This window comes from Ignavibacteriota bacterium (genome assembly GCA_016713565.1).
GTDB lineage: Bacteria > Bacteroidota > Ignavibacteria > Ignavibacteriales > Melioribacteraceae.
In genome coordinates this window covers 276317-300672 of sequence record JADJOX010000003.1, presented here as the reverse complement: position 1 = coordinate 300672, position 24356 = coordinate 276317, and the positions used below count along the sequence as shown (strand labels likewise).

Annotated in this window: 13 protein-coding genes; 10 read left to right on the top strand and 3 right to left on the bottom strand. The window is 33.5% G+C overall.

Features of this window, described 5'->3' with window-relative positions:
* Positions 1–7: 7 nt before the first annotated feature.
* Positions 8–1348 (bottom strand): Gfo/Idh/MocA family oxidoreductase, encoded by a 1341-nt coding sequence (locus IPK06_03990; protein MBK7979171.1) that lies wholly within the window; start codon positions 1346–1348, stop codon positions 8–10.
* A gap of 33 nt (positions 1349–1381) precedes the next feature.
* A complete protein-coding gene (locus IPK06_03985; protein MBK7979170.1) occupies positions 1382–2656 on the bottom strand; it encodes a Gfo/Idh/MocA family oxidoreductase in 1275 nt (424 codons plus the stop codon).
* A 346-nt stretch (positions 2657–3002) separates the two neighbouring features.
* On the opposite strand from IPK06_03985, the gene IPK06_03980 reads away from it, so the two are divergent.
* From IPK06_03980 to IPK06_03970, 3 genes are read left to right on the top strand one after another with little or no spacing between them, the layout of a single operon-like run.
* The gene (locus IPK06_03980) at positions 3003–4199 is read left to right on the top strand and encodes an MFS transporter (protein ID MBK7979169.1); all 1197 of its coding nucleotides are present in this window, start codon (positions 3003–3005) and stop codon (positions 4197–4199) included.
* Between the two features lie 15 nt (positions 4200–4214).
* The gene (locus IPK06_03975; protein MBK7979168.1) at positions 4215–5465 is read left to right on the top strand and encodes a Gfo/Idh/MocA family oxidoreductase; all 1251 of its coding nucleotides are present in this window, start codon (positions 4215–4217) and stop codon (positions 5463–5465) included.
* Between the two features lie 11 nt (positions 5466–5476).
* A complete protein-coding gene (locus IPK06_03970) occupies positions 5477–6931 on the top strand; it encodes a DUF1080 domain-containing protein (GenBank protein MBK7979167.1) in 1455 nt (484 codons plus the stop codon).
* 50 nt (positions 6932–6981) lie between these two features.
* Here IPK06_03970 and IPK06_03965 read toward each other — a convergent pair whose 3' ends face one another.
* The gene (locus IPK06_03965; protein ID MBK7979166.1) at positions 6982–9492 is read right to left on the bottom strand and encodes a CotH kinase family protein; all 2511 of its coding nucleotides are present in this window, start codon (positions 9490–9492) and stop codon (positions 6982–6984) included.
* 236 nt (positions 9493–9728) lie between these two features.
* Between IPK06_03965 and IPK06_03960 the strand changes: the two genes are divergently transcribed.
* From IPK06_03960 to IPK06_03930, 7 genes are read left to right on the top strand one after another with little or no spacing between them, the layout of a single operon-like run.
* A complete protein-coding gene (locus tag IPK06_03960; GenBank protein MBK7979165.1) occupies positions 9729–10547 on the top strand; it encodes an aldolase in 819 nt (272 codons plus the stop codon).
* Positions 10548–10555: 8 nt separating this feature from the next.
* A complete protein-coding gene (locus IPK06_03955) occupies positions 10556–12760 on the top strand; it encodes a hypothetical protein (GenBank protein ID MBK7979164.1) in 2205 nt (734 codons plus the stop codon).
* Between the two features lie 36 nt (positions 12761–12796).
* Positions 12797–14647 (top strand): right-handed parallel beta-helix repeat-containing protein, encoded by a 1851-nt coding sequence (locus IPK06_03950; GenBank protein ID MBK7979163.1) that lies wholly within the window; start codon positions 12797–12799, stop codon positions 14645–14647.
* 44 nt (positions 14648–14691) lie between these two features.
* Positions 14692–17061 (top strand): glycoside hydrolase family 95 protein, encoded by a 2370-nt coding sequence (locus tag IPK06_03945; GenBank protein MBK7979162.1) that lies wholly within the window; start codon positions 14692–14694, stop codon positions 17059–17061.
* A 21-nt stretch (positions 17062–17082) separates the two neighbouring features.
* On the top strand, positions 17083–18237 hold the full coding sequence (locus IPK06_03940) for an acetylxylan esterase (GenBank protein ID MBK7979161.1): 1155 nt from the start codon (positions 17083–17085) through the stop codon (positions 18235–18237).
* Between the two features lie 15 nt (positions 18238–18252).
* Positions 18253–19509, top strand: a complete 1257-nt coding sequence (locus tag IPK06_03935) for an acetylxylan esterase (protein ID MBK7979160.1) — start codon at positions 18253–18255, stop codon at positions 19507–19509.
* A 2-nt stretch (positions 19510–19511) separates the two neighbouring features.
* Entirely contained in the window at positions 19512–22916 is a 3405-nt protein-coding gene (locus IPK06_03930) for a family 78 glycoside hydrolase catalytic domain (GenBank protein ID MBK7979159.1), read from the top strand.
* Positions 22917–24356 lie beyond the last annotated feature (1440 nt).

The following is a 24356-nucleotide window of genomic DNA, read 5'->3' as shown; positions in this document are numbered from 1 at the left end:
AAATATTCTATATTTTAAATTCAGAAGGGTTAAAATTAATTTCTCTCTTTGCCTGAATTGCTTCATTTACTTTCAAAACGGCAACCGCGGTTTCATAACCTACTTCAACCGGGCAGTTCAATGTATCTTTACCTCTAATAGTGTTAAAAAAGTTTTCTAAATGAGGCTTATGATACGGATCGTTAAACTTAATTGGCAATGTAAATTTAGGAGGCGCGGCTGTTTCTCTTACATCCAAAACTGCCGAAGTATTTTCTTTTTTCGGTTCTTCCTTAGGTGCCTCTAAATATCTTTTTGTTACCCATTGGTCCCAAAGCGGTGCATTAGCTTCTTTATAAACACCAACTCTTCCGGCTGATTCGGAAATTGTTAAAGCGCCTTGATCACCCATAAATGTTTCAAAATATCCTTGGTTGCTATTTGTCGTTATTGTTTGATAAAATGCTCTCACTATTCCGGTTGGCGTGTTATATTTGAAAGTCGTTAAAACTGTATCGTACCATTCATGAGTTGATTTATCGTAATAATCGGTTCCGCCGCTTGCCATTACAGAACTTGGAGGAACACCGAGGAACCATGTATATATATCTATTTGGTGCGAACCTAAATCAACAATTGGTCCGCCGCCGAGATTTTTATACCAGCGCCAATTTCTATGTTCCTGCATATTTTTGTAACCGAATTTGCTTAAAATATTATTTGGAATAGAAAATTTTTGCGGCCAGCCGTTATCAGGCTGAACCGCTCTGTTCCATTGTCCGTTTACAGTAGTAATTTTACCAAGTAAATTTGCTTCTTTAATTAAATTATTGTATGAATGTAAATAATATGGATTACTTCTTCTTTGATGACCAACCTGAACAATTTTTCCGGTTCGTTTTTGAGTCTGCACAATTTGACGCGCTCCTTCCAAAGTGTTAGCCATTTCTTTCTCTAGATAAACATGTAAACCCGCTTCCATTGCGGCAATTGCGTGACGCGCATGCCAGAAATCAGGAGTCGCAACAATTACAGCGTCAAGATCTTTTTCTTTTGCAAGCATATCTTTATAATCAATATAACCGTTAGCGTCATGCCCGAATTTTTTTAGGAGTCTAACCGCGCGCGTTAAATGATAATTTTCCCAAATATCACATACGGCTTTGAATTTTATATTTGGAATTTTTAAACACGCGTCCATTAACACTTGTCCTTCCGCACCCGCGCCAATTAAGCCAACGTTAATATCGCCGGATAAAGCACTTTTAGCGGAAGTTTTCAGATATGGTGCGGCAAACAATCCAATTCCAACAGCAGCGGAAGTTTTAATAAAATCTCTACGAGAGAATCCAGAATTTTTTTGATCCATATTATTATCTTGTTTTAATTATAAAATCAATAATTACATTTCCCAGCCTTGGGGATATTTTTTTGTTAAAAGCTCATTAGCTTCATCCATATTAGTAAATTTACCGTCTTTACCGTCATATTCTAAAATGGTGTTTTTATCTTTCAATTTGATTGCTATATTGCCCAACAGCATTGTCTCAGTCAGTTTTGCGCTGTATTCAAAATCTGTTGTGCTTTTTGTTCCATTCTTAATTGCTTGAATCCATTCTTCATATATACCTGGTGATCTTGGTATAGTTTTCTTTGGAGGTGTAAATTTCTGCATTGCTGTTTCAGGAATTAATCTTGGACTTTCACCATAGCTATCGTGCATTAATTTTCCTTTTGAACCATAATAAATACAAACTCCTAATTTTCTTCCTGGTTCCAAATCAACAGGTCTTGGAGGCAACAAACCGCCATCGTACCAAATAATTTTAACAGGAGCTCTTTTACCTTTTTTAGGAAATGTCCATGTAACAATTGAAGAAACAGGATAAGTCTGATCGTTGAATTCTGATGAGGAGGCTTGTATTGTGTCTGGGAAGTCTAAATCAAGAGCCCAGAAAGGCTGATCCAAAATATGAGCACCCATATCGCCAAGAGCACCGGTTCCAAAATCCCACCATCCTCTCCAGCTAAATGGATGATATGCAGGATGATAATCTCTGTATGGTGCCGGTCCAATCCATAAATTCCAATCTAAATAATTTGGAAGAGACGGAACTTCTTCAGGTTTCTTAATGCCTTGAGGCCAAATTGGTCTGTTTGTCCAGCAGTGAACTTCATGAACATCACCAATTGCACCGCCGCTTATCCATTCATTAATTAATCTTGCGCCATCGCTGGCGTGTCCCTGATTTCCCATTTGAGAAACTATGTTATGTTCTTTAGCCGCTTTTGCCAAGGTTCTTGCTTCATAAACAGTATGTGTAAGCGGTTTTTGTACATAAACATGTTTGCCTAAGTTAATTGCAGTATAAGCAATTATTGCATGTGTATGATCCGGAGTACTTACAGTTATTGCATCAATGCTTTTTTCTTTTTCTAGCATTATTCTAAAATCTTTGTAATACCTTGCGTTTGGATATTTCATTCTTGTTTCAGAACCTCTAATTTCATCAACGTCGCATAGTGCAACAACATTTTCATTTTGCATAGCTTCAGAATCTTCAACACCTTTGCCGCCAATTCCAACACAAGCTACATTTAATTTGTCACTCGGTGCCATAAATCCTTTGCCGCCCAGTACATGTCTTGGAATAATTGTAAATGCAGCAGTAGCCATTGCGGTCCTTCCAATAAAACTTCTTCTGGAAATGCCGCCTTTTGAATCGGTAAAATTCAAATCTTTGTTATCCATATTAAACTCCTATGTGAAGAGGAATAATTTATTTAGTTTGAAAAATTATACTATAGATTTTCTTATACCTTTAAAAAGTATAAAAAATGTTTCAAATTTGTCTATGGAATAATAAAAAAAATTAGTTTATTTTAAGAACAATCGTTTTACTTGCAATATAATATTTTTTTTTTTGTACCTCAACTTTTTTAAGTTTTATTTTTGTCTTATTATAAACTTAGTTTATTTTATCGAAGTAATTTTACATATTATTCAAATTCTGGAGCTTATCATGAACGTTAAAATCAGATTAGGTTTAATGATGTTTTTGCAATACGCGATATGGGGTGCTTGGTATGTAACGGTTGGAAATTATATGAATGCGAATGGGATGTCCTCAGTTATCCATTGGGCTTATACCGTTAGTCCAATTTCATCAATTGTTTCGCCGTTCTTTTTAGGAATGATTGCCGACAGATTTTTTGCAACAGAAAAGGTATTAGGTGTTTTACATTTCATTGGCGGAATTTCGATTTTGTTAACGCCTTTAGTTGCATTAACTTCACCTACACTTTTTATTATTCTTTTATTAATTCACATGCTTGCTTATATGCCAACTGTTGGATTAACAAATACATTAGCCTTTTCCAATTTAAGCAATCAAGAAAAAGAATTTCCTGTTATTAGAGTTTTTGGTACTATTGGCTGGATTATTGCCGGTATTATTGTAAGCAAAATTTTGGGCGCTGACGAATCATCGCTTCCATTAACTATAGCTGGAATTGCTGGAATATTAATGGGAGTTTTCAGTTTTACTTTGCCCCACACACCTCCTCCGGCAAAAGGTGAAAAGGCATCATTTAGAAAAATTATAGGCATTGACGCAATTAAAAAATTAAATACAAAATCATTCATGATTTTTATTATAAGTTCATTTTTGATCAGCATACCTTTGGCAGTTTATTATGCTTACGCTCCTGTTTATATTAATTCAACCGGAATTGAAAATCCCGCATTTGTAATGTCATTCGGTCAAATGTCCGAAGTTGTATTTATTTTGATCATGCCGTTACTTTTCCCAATATTGGGTGTAAAGAAAATGCTTTTAACCGGAATGGGCGCATGGGCTTTGCGTTATTTTCTATTTGCGATGGGCGCTGATGATTCGGTTTCCTGGATGATAATTTCCGGTGTAATTTTGCATGGAATATGTTACGATTTCTTTTTTGTCGCAGGTTTCATTTACGTAGATAAAACCGCAACTGCCGATATTAGAAACCAGGCACAAGGTTTTATTATTTTAGCAACGTATGGTTTGGGAATGTTAATCGGTTCTCAAATTGCAGGATTATTGTTTAATTATTTAATCACGAGTAATAATCTAATTGAATGGCAAAATTTCTGGTACATACCTGCGGTATTTGCCGTGCTGGTCATGATATTTTTTGGGATTATGTTTAAAGAAAATAAAGTTTTGAAAAATTCATAAATTAAAGGAATATTTATGGCTAAAAAAAGATTAGGCGTTGGACTAATTGGTACCGGTTTTATTGGAAGATTTCACATTCGTTCGTGGGTTTCTGTGAGAGACGGCGATATAAATGGAATTTTTGATAAAAATATTAATTCCGCTAATGAAGCTGCTTCTTTGGTAAAACAATTAAATGTTGGCGATCCGAAAGTTCACAAATCAATAGCTGATTTAGTTGCCGATCCGAATATTGACGCAATATGGATTTTAACTCCGAACTTTACAAGATTGGAAGTGATGGAAGAAATTGTAAATGCGGTTGAAACAGGCAAAGGTGAACTTATTGGCGTGGCTTGCGAAAAACCGCTTGGCAGAAATGTGAGTGAAGCTAAAAAAATGTTAGACCTTGCAAAAAGAGCCAAACTACTTGACGGCTATTTAGAAGATCAAATTTTCGCGCCGACATCAATTAGAGGAAAACAGTTATTGTGGTCTCGCGGCGCAAATGCGGGTAGACCATATTTAGCAAGAGCCGCAGAAGAACACAGCGGTCCGCATATGCCGTGGTTTTGGGAAGGATCACTGCAAGGCGGTGGAGTTTTAAATGACATGATGTGTCATTCGGTTGAAGTTGCCCGGTATCTTTTAACAGAACCCGGAAAACCGAGAGAAAGCTTAACTCCCGTAAAAATTACCGCGCATACAGAATGCTTGAAATGGCAAAACCCAAAATATTCACAGATATTATCAAAAAACAGCAACGGTAAAGTTGATTACAATAACAGACCAGCTGAAGATTATGCTAGATCGGTGATTGAGTATAAAGATGAGAATAATCAAAAGGTAATAGTAGAAACAACAACTTCTTGGTGTTATGTTGGAGCTGGCTTAAGGTTAAGTATGGAAGTTTTAGGTCCGGAGTATTCGCTGGCGATAAATTCTTTAGATACGGATATGAAAATTTTCCTCAGCAGAGATATTTTAGGAAAACAAGGCGAAGATCTTGTCGAAAAACAAAATGCAGAAACCGGATTAATGCCAATTGTTAGTAATGAGGAAAATGCTTACGGCTATGACGTTGAAAATAGACATATGGTTCAGTCATTTTTAAACGGAAAACGTCCGGAAGAAAATTTTAGCGACGGTGTGAATGTAACCGAGTTATTAATGACGGCTTACAAAAGTGCCGAAGAAGAGAAAACAATTAATTTCCCACCCGCCGATTTAGATACTTTTATACCAAAAGTCGCTAAAGGCGAGTGGAATCCAAAATTAAAAAAATAGATGGAGTGTGTATGAAAAAATTAAAATTTTTCGTTTTTTTTCTAATTATTGTTTCTTTCACAAATGGGTTTGCCCAAAAAAAATTAAAGGATGTTAAAAAGGAAGTAATGAAAACTAATTATGCGGAAGTCAACATTAAAGAAATTCCGGCAGCGTTACAATGCTGGACATTCAGAAAACTTTCTTTTATGGAAACTTTGGATAAAGCCAAAGCTTTGGGAATAAAATATATCGAAGCGTTTCCCGGTCAAAAATTATATCCCAATAATGATGAGAAAACAATGGGACCCGGAATGAGCGAAGCGGATATGAAAGCGGTTAAAGATAAACTCGCGGAATATGGAATGACTCTAAGAGCTTTCGGTGTTACCAATTTTGAAAATAATGAAGCCGACGCAAGAAAAACTTTTGACTTTGCAAAAAGTATGGGAATAAAAGTTATTATGCTTGAACCTAGTTATGATGATTATTCATTAATTGACAAAATGGTAAAAGAATATAACATCAAAGTTGGTATTCATAATCATCCGCAGCCTTCAAAATATTGGAATCCTGAATTAGTATTAAAAAATATTTCCAAATTTGATAACAGAATTGGAATATGCGGAGATACTGGACATTGGTTAAGAAGCGGGATTAATCCTCTTGAAGCTTTAAGATTATTAAAAGGCAGAATTACAAACATTCACCTAAAAGATCTTGATAAAGCAGGCGTAAAAGAAGCTGAAGACGTTCCTTTCGGCAGTGGTAAAGTAAATATACACGATATACTTGCTGAATTGACATTACAGAATTACAAAGGAACTTTCTCTATTGAACATGAAAGAGAAGACGAACAACCGGATCCAAGCGCTTCAATTAAGAAAGGATTAGATTACATTAACAGCATTACTTATTACAAAGGATTTACCGAAGTTTTAGGTTCAAATGAAAATGGAATATATAACAAACACGGTTGGAATCATTACGGACCCGGTTATTTTGAATTGGACGAAAATACCGGCGTTTTAACTTCCAGCGGCGGAATGGGATTGCTATGGTATAGTGTAAGAAAATATTCAAATTTTGTTCTTGATTTAGAATATAAATGTCTGGCTCCAAAAACTAACTCCGGTGTATTTTTAAGAGTTCCTGATATGTTAACGAGTGATGATTATATATATCATTCTTTTGAAATTCAAATTGATGATGCTTCTGATCCAGCTCACAGAACAGGCGCTGTTTATGATGCCGAACCGGCTAAGGTAAACGCCGCTAAAAAAACCGGCGAATGGAATCATTATAGAATTACTTTTAACGGCGATAATATTAAAGTAGAATTAAACGGCGTTTTAATTAATGATTGGAATGCCGAACCAAGAGGAAAAGTAAAAGATTTTGCAAATTCTGGATATTTTGGTTTGCAAAACCACGACAGCGGCGCAAAAGTATGTTTCAGAAATATTTTTGTAAAAGAATTAAATTAGTTAAGTATTGTGAAACAGTTTTAGAACCCAACTATGCATAGTTGGGTTTTTTATTTTAAAAGCATCAATTTTTTTGTTTGAACAAAGCTCCCGGTATTTAATTGATAAAAATAAATTCCGCTTGCTAAGTTGGCTGCATTGAATTCGATTTTATATTCACCCGGAGTTTGTTTTTGATTTACCAAAGTTCTAACTTTTTCACCTAATGAATTATAAATTATAAGCTGCACAGAATTATTGGCGTCAATATTTTCATTTGAAATTTTACCTTTTGCATTTGCCGGAATATTATATTTAATTGTAGTTATTGGATTAAAAGGATTAGGGTAATTTTGATAAAGATTGAAATCAGAATTTAACTCTAAATTTTCAACTGAAGTTAAATTTTCCAAATGCTGCTTCATATATGCCGGTCGCTGAAAATTAAATTCCCTAATTTTTAAAAGTGAATTTTCCCAACCGTCATCCATTTCTCCAATATAAGGACATCTGTTTTTATATTCATCCATATATGGTCTAATTTCATCCGCCATTTGATCCAATAATATGTTCATCGAATCAGGATGAAACTCATGCTGCATATGATATTCAAACCAATTTTTCAGTGAATCTTGAAACTCGGTATTATTAAAAATTTTAGCTACAATTGGATGAGGACCATACACGCCAAATCCCGGAATAAACTCGCCGACTGTTACGGCTTTAATCATATTTAGTTGCGGACCCAAACCGGAAAACTGTGTCCCTAAACTTGTTGCAGCGCCAAAACTTGTTTCCATATCATATTGTATCCATCTCCATTTTGCGTCAGTTGTTCTTGGTCGCCAGCTTCCTTCATTATTATTTGGCCAATCCCATTTGCCCAAGTAAACGCAATGACCAATGTAATTGATGAAATTATTCATGTCAATTTTTGATTTTAAATATTCATAATTTTCGGGTAAGGTCATATCGTGAGAATTTATATAAGCCATTAATAAATTCCAGTTATTCGCATCGCCTTCATCAGCATAAGCAAACGGAAGATTATTCTTTCTCGAATTATTTAGAATATCAAATCCCGGGTTATTTCTATCAATATTGTAATGTGATTGATAATACCATGAATTCTTGTTTGATTCTCTAATTGAATGCAAACCCCAATATTCGCCATTTATGAAAACCACAGCCGGCTGATATGCTTGAATATCCAAATCATTTTTTGCCATTAATCTTTGTGCATAAGCATCGCTAAATAATGAACCGCTTATTGTGCTTCCCCAAGATCTTAGAATAAAACGTTTAAATTCTTCTAACTTATTGGCATTTGTCGGATCGTTTTTAAATAGCGCATAATTAATTGAATTAGAGCCGTATTCTTTTCTCGCGATTATATTTAATCCTTTTTGTGGACTTGCCGGAGAAGTGCCTCCATGCACGGAAATTCCAAGGTCATACGAAAAAGCCAATTTTTTATCAGCTTCAAAATATTCAATGTGAGCGGGTTTTTCCCAGTCCTTAAAATAATTTCCACTTCCGCTGTTACCGGATTCATGAAAGATTCCGGGGACATAAATTCCTGTTTCTTCATCAAATAAATTTTTATAATCAGAGACCAAAGAAATGACGGGAAGCGTAGAATATTTTTGAAAAATATTTTCATCAACAAAAAATGTTTTAGTAACAACAACACTTGGAATGTAACCGACTTTAAATACTTTTGCTCTAATAACGGTTGATTTAAAAATTTCACTATTTGGCGGCTGCCAGTCGGGAAGCCAAAGAAAAGGATCTTTATTTGTCCTTATTTCCGAAAAAATATTTTGATCGCCGGTTCTTGATTTAATTATTATCGGCGCTGAGTAAATCTGTGAATTTTCCGTCGGCTCATTTCCGTTTGTTGTATATCTAATTATTACCTGCGGATCATTATGCGAAATAATTAATGTCTGTTCATTTGTATAAAATCCGGCATCAACAGAAAAATAAGGACTTTCTAATTTTAAGCTATCCGATAAATTATTTGAATTTCCGGGAGTCGGATTTATAAATAAATTCCATAAATCATTTCCATCAGGTTTTCGACCGTAAGATATATCAACATTTTGATTTGAATAAATAACACTATCAACAAAAATCAAATTAGAATCGAATAAGCCAATTTCTTCACCATCCGCGGAAAAATTAAAATTTGTATGAACATTATTTATAACGGTATCTTTTCCATCAGCCCAAATTACTAAAAATTTTCCGGGTGGAATTTTAACGCCAAAGGGAATTTGCCATTTATCGGGTTTGCTCAAATTATCGGTCAAATACCAATTACTGATGTCTACTGTATCATCAAGTGAATTGTAAAGTTCAACCCAATCGGAGTTTTGTTCGAAATCTCTATCTTCATTAACAGATTCATTTGAAGCTAGAAATTCATTTATAAAAATTCTTTTTGTCTGGGCAATTGCTGAAATTGAAAAAAGTAGTATAAAAATAATAAGGCTAAAAATATTTTTTATATTTAAATCAATCATATAAATCAATTTTAAATAATTAGAATTTTTTTTTGCAGTTAAATTTGAATCCATCAATATATCCAAAGTGAACTATACATTGTGTATTATTTGCTCTATAAATAATAAATGTAATTTTGTTGTAAAAACAAAATCTATTTCCTAATTTAATAAAAGGAAATCGATTTACTAATCTAAAAATGAAGATTTTAAAATTCTAAATTTTCATTGAATTTTTGGATAATTATAAAATTTCCGTAGTAAATTTTTAATTCCGGCAACATTTTCAATCATCAAAATTAAAACATAAAATGAAAAAAAATCCATTATTAGAGAAACTAAATTCGGGGCAGAGAATTTACGGAAGCGCAATTATCTCCGCGTCAAAAATATGGAGCAACGCGGTAAAAAGCGCAAACTTAGATTTTGTTTTCATTGATACTGAACATATTCCATTAGGAAGAGAAACAGTTTCCGAAATGTGCGTTTTGTACTCTGCGCTTAATTTAAATCCAATTGTTAGAATTCCATCGCCTGATCCATATGCCGCATGCACAATGTTAGATGGCGGCGCCGTTGGAATTTTAGTCCCTTATATAGAAACAAAAGAGCAAGTAAAAGAATTAGTTGGAGCCACAAAATATCGACCGATAAAAGGCAAAAGACTCAATGAGTTTTTAACGGATAATTCAAAAATTAAACCGAATTTAAAAGAATATATTGATAATAGGTGCAAAAACAATTTACTTTTTATAAACATAGAAAGCGAGCCTGCGGTTAAGGATTTATCAAAAATATTATCAGTTGATGGAATTGACGGAGTAATTATTGGTCCGCATGATTTATCATGCAGTTTAGGAATTCCTGAAGAATATGATAATCCCGAATTTGATAAATATGTGAAACAAATAATTAAGATTGCGTCAAAGAAAAATATTCCGGTTGGAATTCATTTATCCGAAGATCCGCAGTACCAAATAAAATGGGGAAATCTTGGTATTAAAATTATACTTCACAGTTCTGATTTCGCAATTTATTCTAAAAGTTTAGTTTCTGATATTAATAAAATCAGGCAAGGTTTAGAGAATTATCAAAATGGAGAGATGCAAAATAAATCAATAATAATTTAGGGTTGTTAATGAAAAAAACATTATTAATATTTTTAATTGCGGCCATAAACATATGCGCGCAAATAAAAAGTTCAGATAAATTTATACAAGAAGTGGCAACTTTTTTTACTGTTAAAGATGGAATTCCCAATACCGAATTTACTAAAATAGAAATTGAGAATAATAATGTTTACGCGGTTTCTAAGGAAAGTAAATTTATTTATAACGGTAAATCATGGTTAAAGTTAAAAAATAATACGAAAATAACCGAATCCAAAAAAGAACAAAATACTGAAATTTTAAATGATCAAATTTTATCACAAGTTACAATTAATAACATTCAATTTGCCGGGACAAAAAATGGACTCTACATTAAATCCGCGCCAGAATCAAAATGGGAAGAAATTTTTCCAAAAGACATAAATTACAGTTGGAAATTAACAAATGTAAAAGTACTAATAGTAGATTCAAAAAATAGATTATGGTTTGGGTCCAATGAAGGCGCGGGCTATTTGTTAGATAATAAATGGAAATTATTTACCGGTAAAGAGGGATTGCCTTATAAAAATTTTACTTGTATTGAAAAATCAAGCAGCGGTGATGTTTGGTTCGGTACAGAAAAAGGCGCGATTAGAACCGACGGGAATAAATTTTATTACAGATTCAGCAGAAGATGGCTGGCAGACGATTTTGTAAATGATATTAAAATTCAAAACGACAGCATTGTTTGGTTTGCGACACAAAAGGGTATAAGCAATATTGTGTTAAAAAAAATGACTTTGGAAGAGAAGGCAAATTACTTTGTAAGGCAAGTAGAAGAACGGCACAATAGAGACGGATTTATCGCGCAAAACAAACTTAAAGAAAGATTTAACCCAAATTCATGGCAGTATGATATTTCCGATAACGATGGAATGTACACCGCTATGTACGGATCTTCTCAAGCATTTAAGTATGCGGTTACAAAAAGTGCCGAAGCGAAAAAATTGGCAAAGCGAAGTTTTGAAGCCTGCAAATGGCTGGTTGATATTTCCCATGAAAAAGGTTTTCCAGCCAGACTTATTATTCCAATTGATTGGTATGAAGATGTAAATTCTCAATATGATCATGCCTATAATATTAAGAAACAGGCCGAAGATCCTTTCTGGAAAGACATTTTCCCAAGATTCCCAAAAAGCAAAGACGGAAAATATTTATGGAAATGCGATACTAGTTCTGATGAATTGACCGGACATTATTTTTTCTATGCTGTTTATTTTGATTTGGTCGCGGAGACTGAAGACGAAAAAAATGCAGTGAAAGAAGTTGTTGGCGCAATAACTGATCATTTAATCAGGCATGGTTTTAAATTAGTAGACTATGATGGTAAGCCGACAAGATGGGGAAATTTTTCACCAGAATATTTTGATTCAATTTGGGGTTGGGATCAGAGAGGATTAAATTCAATGATGATGCTTTCATTTTTAAATGTTGCTTATCACGTTACCGGCGATCAAAAATATTTAGATACCGCAAAAATGTTGAGAGATAAATATCATTATCACATAAACGCAATGCAGTCTAAAATGTTTTTCCCTCCTGAAGATGTTGTCCCCTGGGATAATAATCTTTGCTTAATGAGCATGTACGGATTATTAAATTATGAAACTGATCCGGAATTAATTTTAATGTATAGAGAAAGCTTGGAAAATTCATGGCTTCATGTTAGCAAGCAAAAAAGCGCTTACTGGAATATACTGTATTACGCGATGGCAAATAAATTCAACAATTTAGTAAATACGGGTATTTATAAGACAGGAAAAATATTTCCGGAAGCGGAAGGTTATGCGGAATATACTTCAAGTCGTTTTTTTATGAATGAATTCGCGATGGATGACATTTTTGAAACTTTACAAAGACTGCCGCTTGATTTGATTGGATATCAGATGGATAATAAACATCGGCTCGACATACAATTTGACTTAACGCCGGGACAATTGGTAAATGAAGGCTGGCGTCCGGTTGATCCTATAAGAAAAGAGAATGTTTTTGAATACGCAAAGGAAAATGACCTTAAAGTTGGATGGAGCGCAGTAGACGGCAAAGCTTTGCCAATTGACGAACGTTGTCATGTAAGGTTAGACAGAGACGGATTTGTAATTGATTCAAGTGAAGGAAACGGATATTCGGAAAATGAAGGAACAATTTACTTGCTGCCGTATTACATGGCAAGATTTCATGGAGTTGTAAAATAAACTAAATCTGAAAATCATAAAATTTTAAGAATTGCCATGAATAAGAATATTTTAAAGATTGCATTATTCTTTTTGCTTTATTTTAATATACAAATTTTTCCGGGGGATGAATTAAAGATATATGTTTCCGTTAATGGCAATGATAATTCCAACGGAAATTTCGATTCCCCATTGAAAACTATTCAGAAAGCGATTGAAAACGTAAAACCCAGCATAGGCAAATTACCTATTTCAATTATTATTTCAGAAGGGAATTATCGAATTGAGATGCCGTTGGAATTTAACGCCGATGAACTTGGAAGTGTTGATAATCCATTAAAAATAATTTCTCGCAACACTGACAGCGTTGTAATCTCAGGCGGAATTAAACTTAAAAATTGGAAGAAAGAATCCAATGGAATTTGGTCTGTAACTTTGCCGGAAAATTATTCATGTAAATTTAATACGCTTTATGTTAACGATAGAAGAGCCATTAGAGCGCGGTTTCCTGATAAAGATTATTTACACGTTAAAAAAGCCGGAGAAGATAATAGAACTAATTTCTTTTTTGAGAAAAATGATTTTCCTAATGTAAATAAAGTAAGCAATCTTGAATTAGTATTATTACACGATTGGTCAATTACAAGAATTTGCGTTAAAGAAATTGATTGGGAAAATCTTAGTTTGAAAACAGTTGATTCAATTGGCGCAAGGAGTCCGGCGTTTTTTAATATTTCAAATTGGGAACCAAATCCAAGATACTTCTTAGAAAATGCGATTGAGTTTTGCAATTCGCCTGGTGAATGGTATTGCGATTTTGAACAAAGAAAAATTTATTACGTTCCTTTTCCCAATGAAGATATAAATGAATTAAATGCCGTAATACCAATTTCTCCTCAGCTTGTTAAAATCAATGGCGACAGACTACAAAACCGTGGATATATAAATTTTGAAGGAATAACTTTTGAGCATACAAATTGGGTTATTCCAGAAAGAGGTTACTGCGGAATTCAAGCTTGTATGTATGATAATCGTGAGTCAAATACCAAACAATGGAATCAAGTACCCGCGGCAATTGAAGTTAATTGTGCTGAAAATATTTTGTTTAAAAATTGTACTGTAAAACATACCGATGGTTCAGGGATTTGGTTTAAAGAAAGCTGTGTTAATTGTGAAATTGCCGACTGTAAAATTTATGACATTGCAGGAAATGGAATTTCAATCGGAGAAGGACAAGACAGGCAGATTAATTCCAACGCTTGGTGGAAAATGGAACCAACCCAAATTTCAAGCGAAAATAAAATTAAAAATTCTATGGTAGAAAATTGCGGTGTAAGGTTTTTCGGAGCGTGCGGAATTTGGTGCGGATTAGTGTCAAATACTTTGATAGAAAAAAATGTTGTAAAAAATTTACCATATACAGGTATTTCTGTCGGTTGGATGTGGGATACGATTTCAACCCCATGTGCAAATAATACTGTTACGTCAAATCATATCTATAATATTATGAATATTTTAAGCGATGGCGGCGGTTTATATTTTTTAGGAAAACAGCCAGGCAGCAAAATAATTAATAACATAATTCACGATGTAAAAATAAACGCGGGCAAAGCGGAGAGTAACGGAATGTTTTTGGACGAGGGAAGCACAGAATTACTTATTTCCGAAAACATTGTTTATAATATCGCTCGTTCACCTTTAAGATTTCACAAAGCTACAAAAAATATTGTGAGAAATAATATTTTAATGTGTGATGAAAATAACCCTGAAATAAGATATAACCGAACCGAAGAAAATGATATCGTAAAAACTGATAATTTGATATTATTGAAAAATAATGAAGAACATCAAAAAATGTTGAAAGAAAAAATTGATGAAAAATTCAATTCAAATTATTTTGTAAAATAAATTTTGTAAAAAAAGTTTCATCATTAAGTATGGAAAGGAATAACATGAATAAGAAAATACAGCTATTGATTTTATTCGTTTTGATACTTGTAAGTTGTAATACAAAAGAACATGAATCACAAACAAATAAATTTCAACTTTGGTTTGATAGACCCGCAAAAGTATGGACAGAAGCATTACCAATCGGTAACGGACGTTTAGGCGCAATGATCTATGGAGATGTTAATAATGAATTATTACAGCTAAATGAAGAAAGTTTATGGGCGGGAACAAGAATAAACAACAATAACCCTGAAGCCTTAAAAAATTTAAAACAAATTCAAGAACTTTTACTTGAAGGAAATAGTACGGAAGCGGAAAAGATTGCGGTAAAAACAATGCTTGGCACGCCGCCAAGAATTCGTTCTTATCAAACTCTTGGTAATTTGAATATTGAAAGAATTGACAAGATTAATTCATCAAATGATTTTAGAAGAGAATTAAATTTAAATGACGGTATCCACACTGTTAAATTTAAATCAAATAATATTGAATTTATTGAAGAAGCATTAATTTCGGCGGTTGATAATATTCTTGTAGTACATTTAGCTTCATCCCAAAAGGGCAAATTGAATTATAATATTTCACTTACAAGAAAAATAGACGCAGAAATTAAAATTCAAAATGAAAATAAAATAATTCTTACCGGTCAAATAGATGATAAGGATAAGCCTGAAACCGGACCAATCGGTAAGCACATGAAATTTTCCGCAATTCTCGAAATAAAAAATGAAGGCGGAGAAAAATCAAAGAATGACAGCTCAATAATTATTAAAAATGCAGATGAAATTACAATCTTACTAACCGCGGCAACCGACTATAATTTAAATAAGTTAAATTTCGATAGGACAATAAATCCATTACACATTTGCGAGAATATTCTTTCACATTCCGATTCAAAAAGTTATAACACTATTAAGCAAGACCATATATTGGAACACCGATCAATATTTAATAGAGTTAATATAAGTCTTGGCGATAGTTTAAAATCAAATTTACCTACCGATTTAAGACTTGAAAAGCTAAAGTCAGGAGAAAAAGATCCAGAACTTGCGGCAACATATTTTCAATACGGCAGATATCTGCTTATGAACAGTTCAAGGTCGCCCGGAATTCTTCCAGCAAATTTGCAGGGAATTTGGAATGAGCATTTCGAAGCTCCTTGGAATTCGGATTTTCATACAAACATAAATTTGCAGATGAATTATTGGCCGGCGGAAGTTTGCAATTTACCGGAAACCGTAATTCCTTTAACAAAATTTTTTGAAAAAGTTAAAGAGCCGGGAAGTGTAACCGCCAAAGAAATGTATAACGCGAAAGGCTGGATGATGCATCATCTGACCGATCCGTTTGGAAGAACCGGATTAATGGATGGCGTGCAATGGGGAACTTCACCTCTTGCCGGAGCTTGGATGGCGCTTACATTTTGGGAACATTATCAATTTACAAAAGATAAAGATTATCTTACTAAGGACGCGTATCCTTTAATGAAAGGCGCCGCAGAATTTATTCTGGATTTTTTAATTGTAGATAAAAATGGACGCTTAGTAACCGCGCCTTCGGTTTCTCCGGAAAATTCATTCATATCTCTTTACGATGGTAAGCGAAATCAAATAACATTTGCCGCTACAATTGATTTGCAAATTATTCATGAACTTTTTAATGCTTGTATAGAATCTGCCAAAATCTTAAATGATGACCCAGCATTTATTGAAAAATTATCTGAAACACAAAAAAAACTTCCTCCAATTTTAATTGGGAAAGATGGCACAATAAGAGAGTGGATAGAAGATTATGAAGAAGTTGAACCCGGACATAGGCATATGTCGCATTTATTTGGTTTACATCCGGGATCTCAAATAACAACAGATACGCCTGAATTATTTGAAGCCGCTAAAAAGACTATTGAAAAAAGACTATCCAATGGAGGCGGACATACGGGATGGAGCAGAGCTTGGATAATAAATTTTTATGACAGACTTTTAGACAGTGAAAATGCTTATAATCATTTTATTGCTCTTTTACAGAAATCCACATTGCCGAATTTGTTTGATACGCATCCGCCATTTCAAATTGACGGTAATTTCGGCGGAACGGCGGGTATTGCCGAAATGTTTCTTCAAAGCCAAAATAATATAATCAGAATTCTGCCTGCTTTACCGAAAGAATGGCAAGATGGATTTATTACCGGATTGAAAGCACGAGGAAATTTTACAATAGATATATTTTGGAAAAGTGGAAAGTTGGAAAAAGTAAAAGTAATTTCAAATGTAGGCGGGTTGTGTAAAATGAAATATAAAGATAAAGACATTTCATTCAGCACGGCTCCAAAAAATGATTATTTACTTGATCAAAATTTTGAACTTATAAATTAAATTTAATCGGAAAAAATTATTATGAAAAAAATGATCTTTGGTTTCTTATTATTTGCTCAATTGATTTCTCATTGTCAGAGTTCAATGTTATGCGTGGGAAAATACTGGAGTGAAGATGAAGCGAATTTAAAGATGAAAGAATTTGCTGCTCAGTGGAATAACTTAGAAACATGGAATAAACGAGCAGATAGAATTCGTAGTGGGATAATTGAAGGAATGAAGTTAGAACAAATGCCCAAAATAGTTGGAAACTTTAATCCAATTATTAGAAATAAAAAATTAATGGACGGCTATACAGTTGAAAATATTGCTATTGAAAGTTTCCCGGGATTTTACATTACCGGCAATTTATATAAACCGATTAATCTGAAAGATAAAAACCCCGCAGTTTTGTGCACGCATGGTCACACAAAAGACAAAAGATTCAAAGAAGATGTTCAATATCGATCCGCGGTGCTAGCAAAAATGGGAGCTATTGTTTTTGCTTATGACATGATCGGCTATGGAGAATCGACGCAAGTAAATCACTTAATTCCAATTGCGCTTCCTATACAAACCTTTAATAGCCGAAGAGTTTTAGAATATCTAATTTCACTCCCTGAAGTTGATACAAGCAGAATTGGAATGACTGGTGAATCGGGCGGCGGAACGCAGACATTTATGTTAACTGCTTTGGATAATCGAATTAAAGTTTCTGTACCGGTTGTTCAGGTTTCAGCTCATTTTTTTGGAGGATGCATTTGCGAAAGCGGAATGCCGATTCACAAAAGTAACAATTTTCAAACAAATAATGTTGAAATAGCCGCTCTTGCCGCTCCAAGACCAATGCTTTTAATATCCGATGGAATGGATTGGACAAGAAACACACCTAGAATTGAATATCCATATATTCAAAAGGTATACTCACTTTATAACGCTGAACACAAAGTTGAAAATGTGCATTTCCCGGCGGAGAAGCACGATTATGGATATTCTAAAAGAGCCGCAGCTTATATTTTCCTTGCTTATCATCTTAAGTTGAATGAAAGTGCCGTAAATTTTAACGGAACAGTAAATGAAAATTTCGTTAAAATTTTACCCATGGAACAACTGCAGGTTTTCAATGACAAAAATCCAAGACCAAAAAATGCACTTATTGGTGATGAAGCGGTAATTAAATATCTGAATTTACATTAAACGAGATGCGCAAAAATGAAAAAAATAATTTGGGTTAACTTAATTCTATTTTATTTTTTTAATCAAATCATTTCTCAGCAAAATGATTCGTTAAAATTTGATTTACCGGAATTACTTGTCTCAAATGACGGAACTAAAATTATAACTGCTAATGATTGGGAAAACAAAAGAAGGAATGAAGTTTTAGAACTTTTTGAAAATTATGAATATGGTAAAGTTCCAGCAAATAATATTAAAGTAAAATTTAATATTAAAAAGGAAATAAAAAACGCGTTGTGCGGTAAGGCGGTATTGAAGGAAGTTGAAGCAGTTTTTTTTAATGATTCTGATTCCTTGGAAATGACGATTTTAATTTTTCTGCCGAAATTAAATAAGCCGGTTCCAATATTTCTTGGAATGAATTTTTACGGAAATCATACAATACATTGCGACACAAATATTTCCATTACAGATAGTTATGTGCCGAACAATATTGAATTTTGTATTTTCAACAATAAAGCTGATCATTTATCAAGAGGAGTAAGATCAAGCAGATGGCCTGTTGAAAGAATTTTAGAAAGAGGCTACGGATTAGCAACTATTTATTATGGTGATGTAGATCCGGATTTTGACGACGGATTTCAAAATGGGATTCATAAATTATTTTATTCTTATAAAGATAAATCATTAAAGGAAAATGAATGGGGATCCATTTCAGCTTGGGCTTACGGACTTTCAAAAGCGATGGATTATATTGAAACCGATAAAAACATTGACAAGAATAAAGTAATTGTTTTCGGTCATTCCCGACTTGGTAAAACTGTGCTTTGGGCAGGAGCAAAAGATCAAAGATTTGCTATGGTAATTTCAAATAATTCAGGATGCGGCGGAGCGGCGCTTTCCAAAAGAATATTCGGTGAAAAATTATCCGATATAAACTCTAATTTTCCTCATTGGTTTTGCAAAACATTTCATAATTACAATGGCAAAGAGGAAAACTTACCGTTCGATCAAAATATGCTTATTGCGCTTATTGCGCCTCGTCCAATTTATGTAGCAAGCGCGGAAAAAGATCTTTGGGCAGATCCTTACGGCGAATATTTATCTTTGTATTATTCCGCACCGGTATATAAACTTTATAAAGAAGAAGTATTTGATTCGATAAAAATACCGGAATTAAATGAACCAAAACTTACCGGTAAATTTGCTTATCATATTCGCGGCGGCGGACATGATATAACTAAATATGATTGGGAACAGTATCTAAATTTTGCCGATAAACACTTAAAATGAAAATGAAAAAATTACACTTAAGTTTTTCCAAATTTATAGTAATTGGAATTTTTCTGTCAAGCATTTTATCTTGTTCGAAAATTGATGATAATGTATCAATTGAAAATTTAAAATGCGAATATCTTGAAAATCCCATTGGGATTGATAGGACAGAGCCAAGGTTAAGCTGGGAATTAATATCTAATAAAAATAACTTTGAACAGAAAGCTTATCAAATTATAGCATCAAGCAGTTTAGAAAATCTTAATAAAAATATTGGCGATCTGTGGGATTCGAAAAAAGTAATTTCTTCGACATCAAATCAAATTAAATATATTGGTAAAGAACTTACATCCAGACAAAGAGTTTTTTGGAAAGTAAAAGTTTGGGATAATTATAATATAGAATCAAAATGGAGTAAACAAGGCTTTTTTGAAATGGGATTGCTAAAACAAAGTGATTGGTCGGCAAAATGGATCGGGAAAGATGAACTAAAAAATGTAATTGCAGGACAACGAAACCCCGCGATATATCTTAGAAAAAAATTTAATATTTATAGAACGGTTAAAGAGGCAAGGATTTATATTACCGGATTAGGTTATTACGAAAATTATTTAAATGGTAAAAAAGTAGGTGATTATTTACTTTCACCAAACCAGACGAATTATGACAAAAGACAAAATGAAAATTATGAAGGCGGAAGAATTGCGAACATGTCAAGCCGAATTCTCTATAATACATTTGATGTTAAAAACGAATTGACAGTTGGTGAAAATGTAATTTCTGTTATTCTCGGAAACGGCTGGTATTTTCAAAACGAAAGAGATGAATATTTGCCAATCTCTTTTAACACACCGCGGCTGCTTGCCCAATTGGAAATTGAATATGATGATGGAACAAGATCAACTGTAATTAGTGACGATAGTTGGAAAATAGGTACAGGTCCTATTGTTGATAATAATTTATACCACGGTGAAATTTATGATTCGAGGTTGGAAGAAGATAATTGGAATTTGGTCAATTTCGATGACACTAAATGGATAAACGCAAAATATTTAAGAACGCCGGAAGGCAAATTAAATGCGCAAATGTCACCGCCTGATAGAATTATTAAAACTATTAAACCTTCATCATTTTCAAAAATAAAAAAAGATAATTTCAAATATGATTTTGGGACAATGTTTTCAGGCTGGGTCAAACTTAAAGTAAAAGGCAATAAAGGAGATACGCTTAAATTAAATTTTTATGAAGACAGCGGAAATTCATTTGAACAATCAGATACTTATATTCTTAAAGGCAGTGAGCTTGAAATATGGGAACCAAAATTTACTTGGCATGCGTTCCGATATGTTGAAATTGAAAGTAACAATATTGAATTAAACATTGATAATATTGAAGGAAGAATTGTAAATACAGATGTAAGTTCAGCTGGTAATTTTGAATGTTCAAATGATCTTTTTACTAGAATTGAAAATGATTACAAAAAAACGCAGACAGGAAATATGCACGGAGGCGTGCCGAGTGATTGTCCTCATCGAGAACGTAGAGGTTATACCGGCGATGGTCAGATATCCGCGCAAGCCGCGATTTATAATTTTGAAATGCAAAGCTTTTATACAAAATGGCTAAACGATATTTCAGATGCTCAAAATAAGATTACGGGTTATGTTCCAAATACAGTTCCGTATCACGGCGGCGGCGGAGGAACACCTTGGGGCTCTGCGTATATCATAATTCCATGGTACATGTATTTATATTACGGCGATAAACAAATTCTTGCGGATCATTACGATGGAATGAAAAAATATTTGGGTTACTTAAATTCAATTACGGATAAAGAAGGCTTAGTAGTTGAAAAAGAATTGGGTGAATGGGTTCCGCCAACAGAGACAGAAATACCTCCGTCTTTAGTTAGCTCAGCATATTACTATTATGATTTAACATTAATAACAAAAATCGCGGCAGTATTGGGTAAACCTGCCGATTCAAAAAAATTTACTGAAAAAGCCGAAAAAGTTAAATCAGCATTTAATAAAAGATATTTTAACACATCCACAAATAATTACTCGATTGGAAGACAGGGAGCAAATGTATTTCCTTTGGCATTTGGTTTAGTCCCAAATGAAATTGAAAAAAAAGTATTTGATAATCTCGCGCAAAATATTGAAATGAAGACCATTGGACATTTTGATACCGGAATGATGGCAACTCCGTATTTACTTGAAGTATTGACAAAATATGGCAGACCGGATTTAGCTTATACAATTATGAATAGAAGAGATTTTCCAAGTTTTGGTTACAATATTGAAAGAGGCGCTACATCAATTTGGGAGACTTGGCTTGGTCATGATTCTCATAGTCATCCAATGTTCGGAAGTGTTTGCGCGTGGTTTTTTCAAGCTTTGGGCGGTATCCTTCCTGATCCCGAAAACCCCGGATTTAAGCATATAATAATTAAGCCAGTTTTGGTAAGCGATCTTGATTTTGTAAGCGCATCATACCATTCTATTTATGGTGAGATTAAAAGTGATTGGGTTTACAGTAATGGCAATTTGAATTTCAATGTTTCAATTCCGCCGAATACAAAAGCCGAAATTTATCTTCCCGGTGATAAAAGTACTGAATATTTAACTGAAGATTCAAACATAAAATTTTACGGCTCATCTAATAACACATTACAATTTTCTATTCCATCAGGCAATTATAAAATTATTGTTAAGAATATAAGTAAATTTATTAAATCACCGATGGTTTCAATTCCTGTTATTGATCCCGCTGATACAATATTGTTCGCGCCGGATTCCGTCAAAATTAATATTCGTCAATACTCAAAAGATTCTGAGATACATTACACGCTTGATGGAAGCGAGCCGAATTTCAATTCAAAACTATTTACCAAACCTTTTTCATTGAATAAAAGTACAGTCGTAAAAGCAAAAGTATTTAGAACTCCAAATGATTTCGGCAATACAAAAACAAATAGAATTATATTTTTAGATTCAATCCAAAACGGTATAAATTATAATTATTATGTTGGCGCTTGGCATAAACTTCCGGATTTTACAAAATTAAAGCCGCAAAAAACGGGAAACATTTTTGATATAAATCTAAATCAGTTTAAAGTTTTAGACGATAAATTTGGAATAATTTTTACCGGTTTCATTGAGATTCATCACAAAGGAAAATACACATTTTATCTGACATCAAATGACGGAAGTAAATTATGGATCGACAATAAATTAGTTGTAAACGCTGATGATTTGCACGGATTTTCTGGCAGTTCAGGCAGTGTTGATCTTGATATCGGAAAACACCTGATTCAAGTAAATTATTTTCAAGCTGGCGGCGGTAAAGGTTTGCAGCTTGAATATGAAGGACCGAATACCGAAAAACAAATTGTGCCGGCAGACTGTTATTTCAAAAAATAATTTTAGGGAAAAAATGATTTATAAAAGCACTATCCATACAATTATAATATTCAACATATTCTTGATCTTCTCGTTTGCTGATATAAATGCGCAAGTAATTGGAAAGTCTTGGGAATTTAATCAAAATGGAGATTTTGAGGGAATTTTATTAAGCAAAGCCTTAAAAGATTCTGTTGTTGAAAATGGTTTTTTAAGCGCGACTGTTGCTAGTGATTTTCCATCGTTAAGCAGTGATGTTTTTGAATTGGAGTCTAAGGATTACGGATTTATTTATGTTAGGTTGAAAATCCCCGGGGCAAGTTCAGGAAAGATTATGTGGAATAATGATTCCGGCAATTGGGGATTTATGCAGTTTTTTTCTAATGGTGATACTACTTTTCAAGAATTTAAAATTCCCGTCTATCAAAACAAACAATGGACAGGAAAAATAACAAAAATAATGCGGCTCGATTTTAATCCGTCAATTGGGAGTAAAATTGAAATTGACTATATACGAATTGTTAGAATCGGGGCAGTTCCCAAAATAAATAACTTTGCCTCATACAGAACAATTTATAAACCTGATCAAGCAGTAAAATTATACGCGTCTGTAAGTAATGCCGGGGACGTTGAATCTTCGTTAAAAAGCAAATTGATATTGCCGAACGGCGTTGATTTATTGAATGGAAATATTGATAATGAACATGGAACATTGTATAGAGAATCTGCTGACTCTGTCGGTTGGGCAATTTCATTTAGAAATTTCGGAATATATAATTTAACTCTTCAATTGTTCAATGATATTGATACAACGGAGCGGACTTTAACTTTTAATGTAAATGATAAATATTGGAAGCAAGATGTATTTTTACTTAGCGCTTGGTCGCCGCCTTACGCGTGGTACGGACTTCCATATGAAGATGAAGTATTTCAGTATTATAAAGACGCTCACTTTAAAAATGTTTTGTGGGTAAGACCTGAAGATGAATTGGTCTCCATGGTGAAAAAATACAATTTAAAATATTTTGTACTTGTAACGGGCATTTTAGGCGGAGATCAATATTTACGAAGTGAAGACAATGTTGAAGCACCGGATTTGACTGAAGATATGCTGCTCAACCTTGATGCCGTGATTGATAAATATAAAGATGATCCGAACTTGATTGGTTATCATATTTGCGATGAACCGCATGAAGGAGCATTTAAAAATATTGGAAAAGTTGTTGAACGAATTCGAACAAAAGATCCTTCACGATTGAGCTTTGTAAATATTTGGCCAAGCGGAACAGGTTATGGAGAATATATCGATGCATTATTGCAAACCGCAAAACTCGAATTACTCAGCTATGACAGATATCATTTTTATAATGGATACGACGGCGGAGAATATTTTACTAATATTGATATCATTAGGAAATATGCTTTAAAATATGATATTCCGTTCTGCAACATAATTCAAGC

Coding starts and splice junctions, on each gene's coding strand:
- IPK06_03985 (MBK7979170.1), bottom strand. CDS start 2,656: ATGGCTACTGCTGCATTTACAATTATTCCAAGACATGTACTGGGCGGC.
- IPK06_03935 (MBK7979160.1), top strand. CDS start 18,253: ATGAAAAAAATAATTTGGGTTAACTTAATTCTATTTTATTTTTTTAAT.
- IPK06_03980 (MBK7979169.1), top strand. CDS start 3,003: ATGAACGTTAAAATCAGATTAGGTTTAATGATGTTTTTGCAATACGCG.
- IPK06_03965 (MBK7979166.1), bottom strand. CDS start 9,492: ATGGATTCAAATTTAACTGCAAAAAAAAATTCTAATTATTTAAAATTG.
- IPK06_03970 (MBK7979167.1), top strand. CDS start 5,477: ATGAAAAAATTAAAATTTTTCGTTTTTTTTCTAATTATTGTTTCTTTC.
- IPK06_03930 (MBK7979159.1), top strand. CDS start 19,512: ATGAAAAAATTACACTTAAGTTTTTCCAAATTTATAGTAATTGGAATT.
- IPK06_03945 (MBK7979162.1), top strand. CDS start 14,692: ATGAATAAGAAAATACAGCTATTGATTTTATTCGTTTTGATACTTGTA.
- IPK06_03975 (MBK7979168.1), top strand. CDS start 4,215: ATGGCTAAAAAAAGATTAGGCGTTGGACTAATTGGTACCGGTTTTATT.
- IPK06_03955 (MBK7979164.1), top strand. CDS start 10,556: ATGAAAAAAACATTATTAATATTTTTAATTGCGGCCATAAACATATGC.
- IPK06_03950 (MBK7979163.1), top strand. CDS start 12,797: ATGAATAAGAATATTTTAAAGATTGCATTATTCTTTTTGCTTTATTTT.
- IPK06_03990 (MBK7979171.1), bottom strand. CDS start 1,348: ATGGATCAAAAAAATTCTGGATTCTCTCGTAGAGATTTTATTAAAACT.
- IPK06_03960 (MBK7979165.1), top strand. CDS start 9,729: ATGAAAAAAAATCCATTATTAGAGAAACTAAATTCGGGGCAGAGAATT.
- IPK06_03940 (MBK7979161.1), top strand. CDS start 17,083: ATGAAAAAAATGATCTTTGGTTTCTTATTATTTGCTCAATTGATTTCT.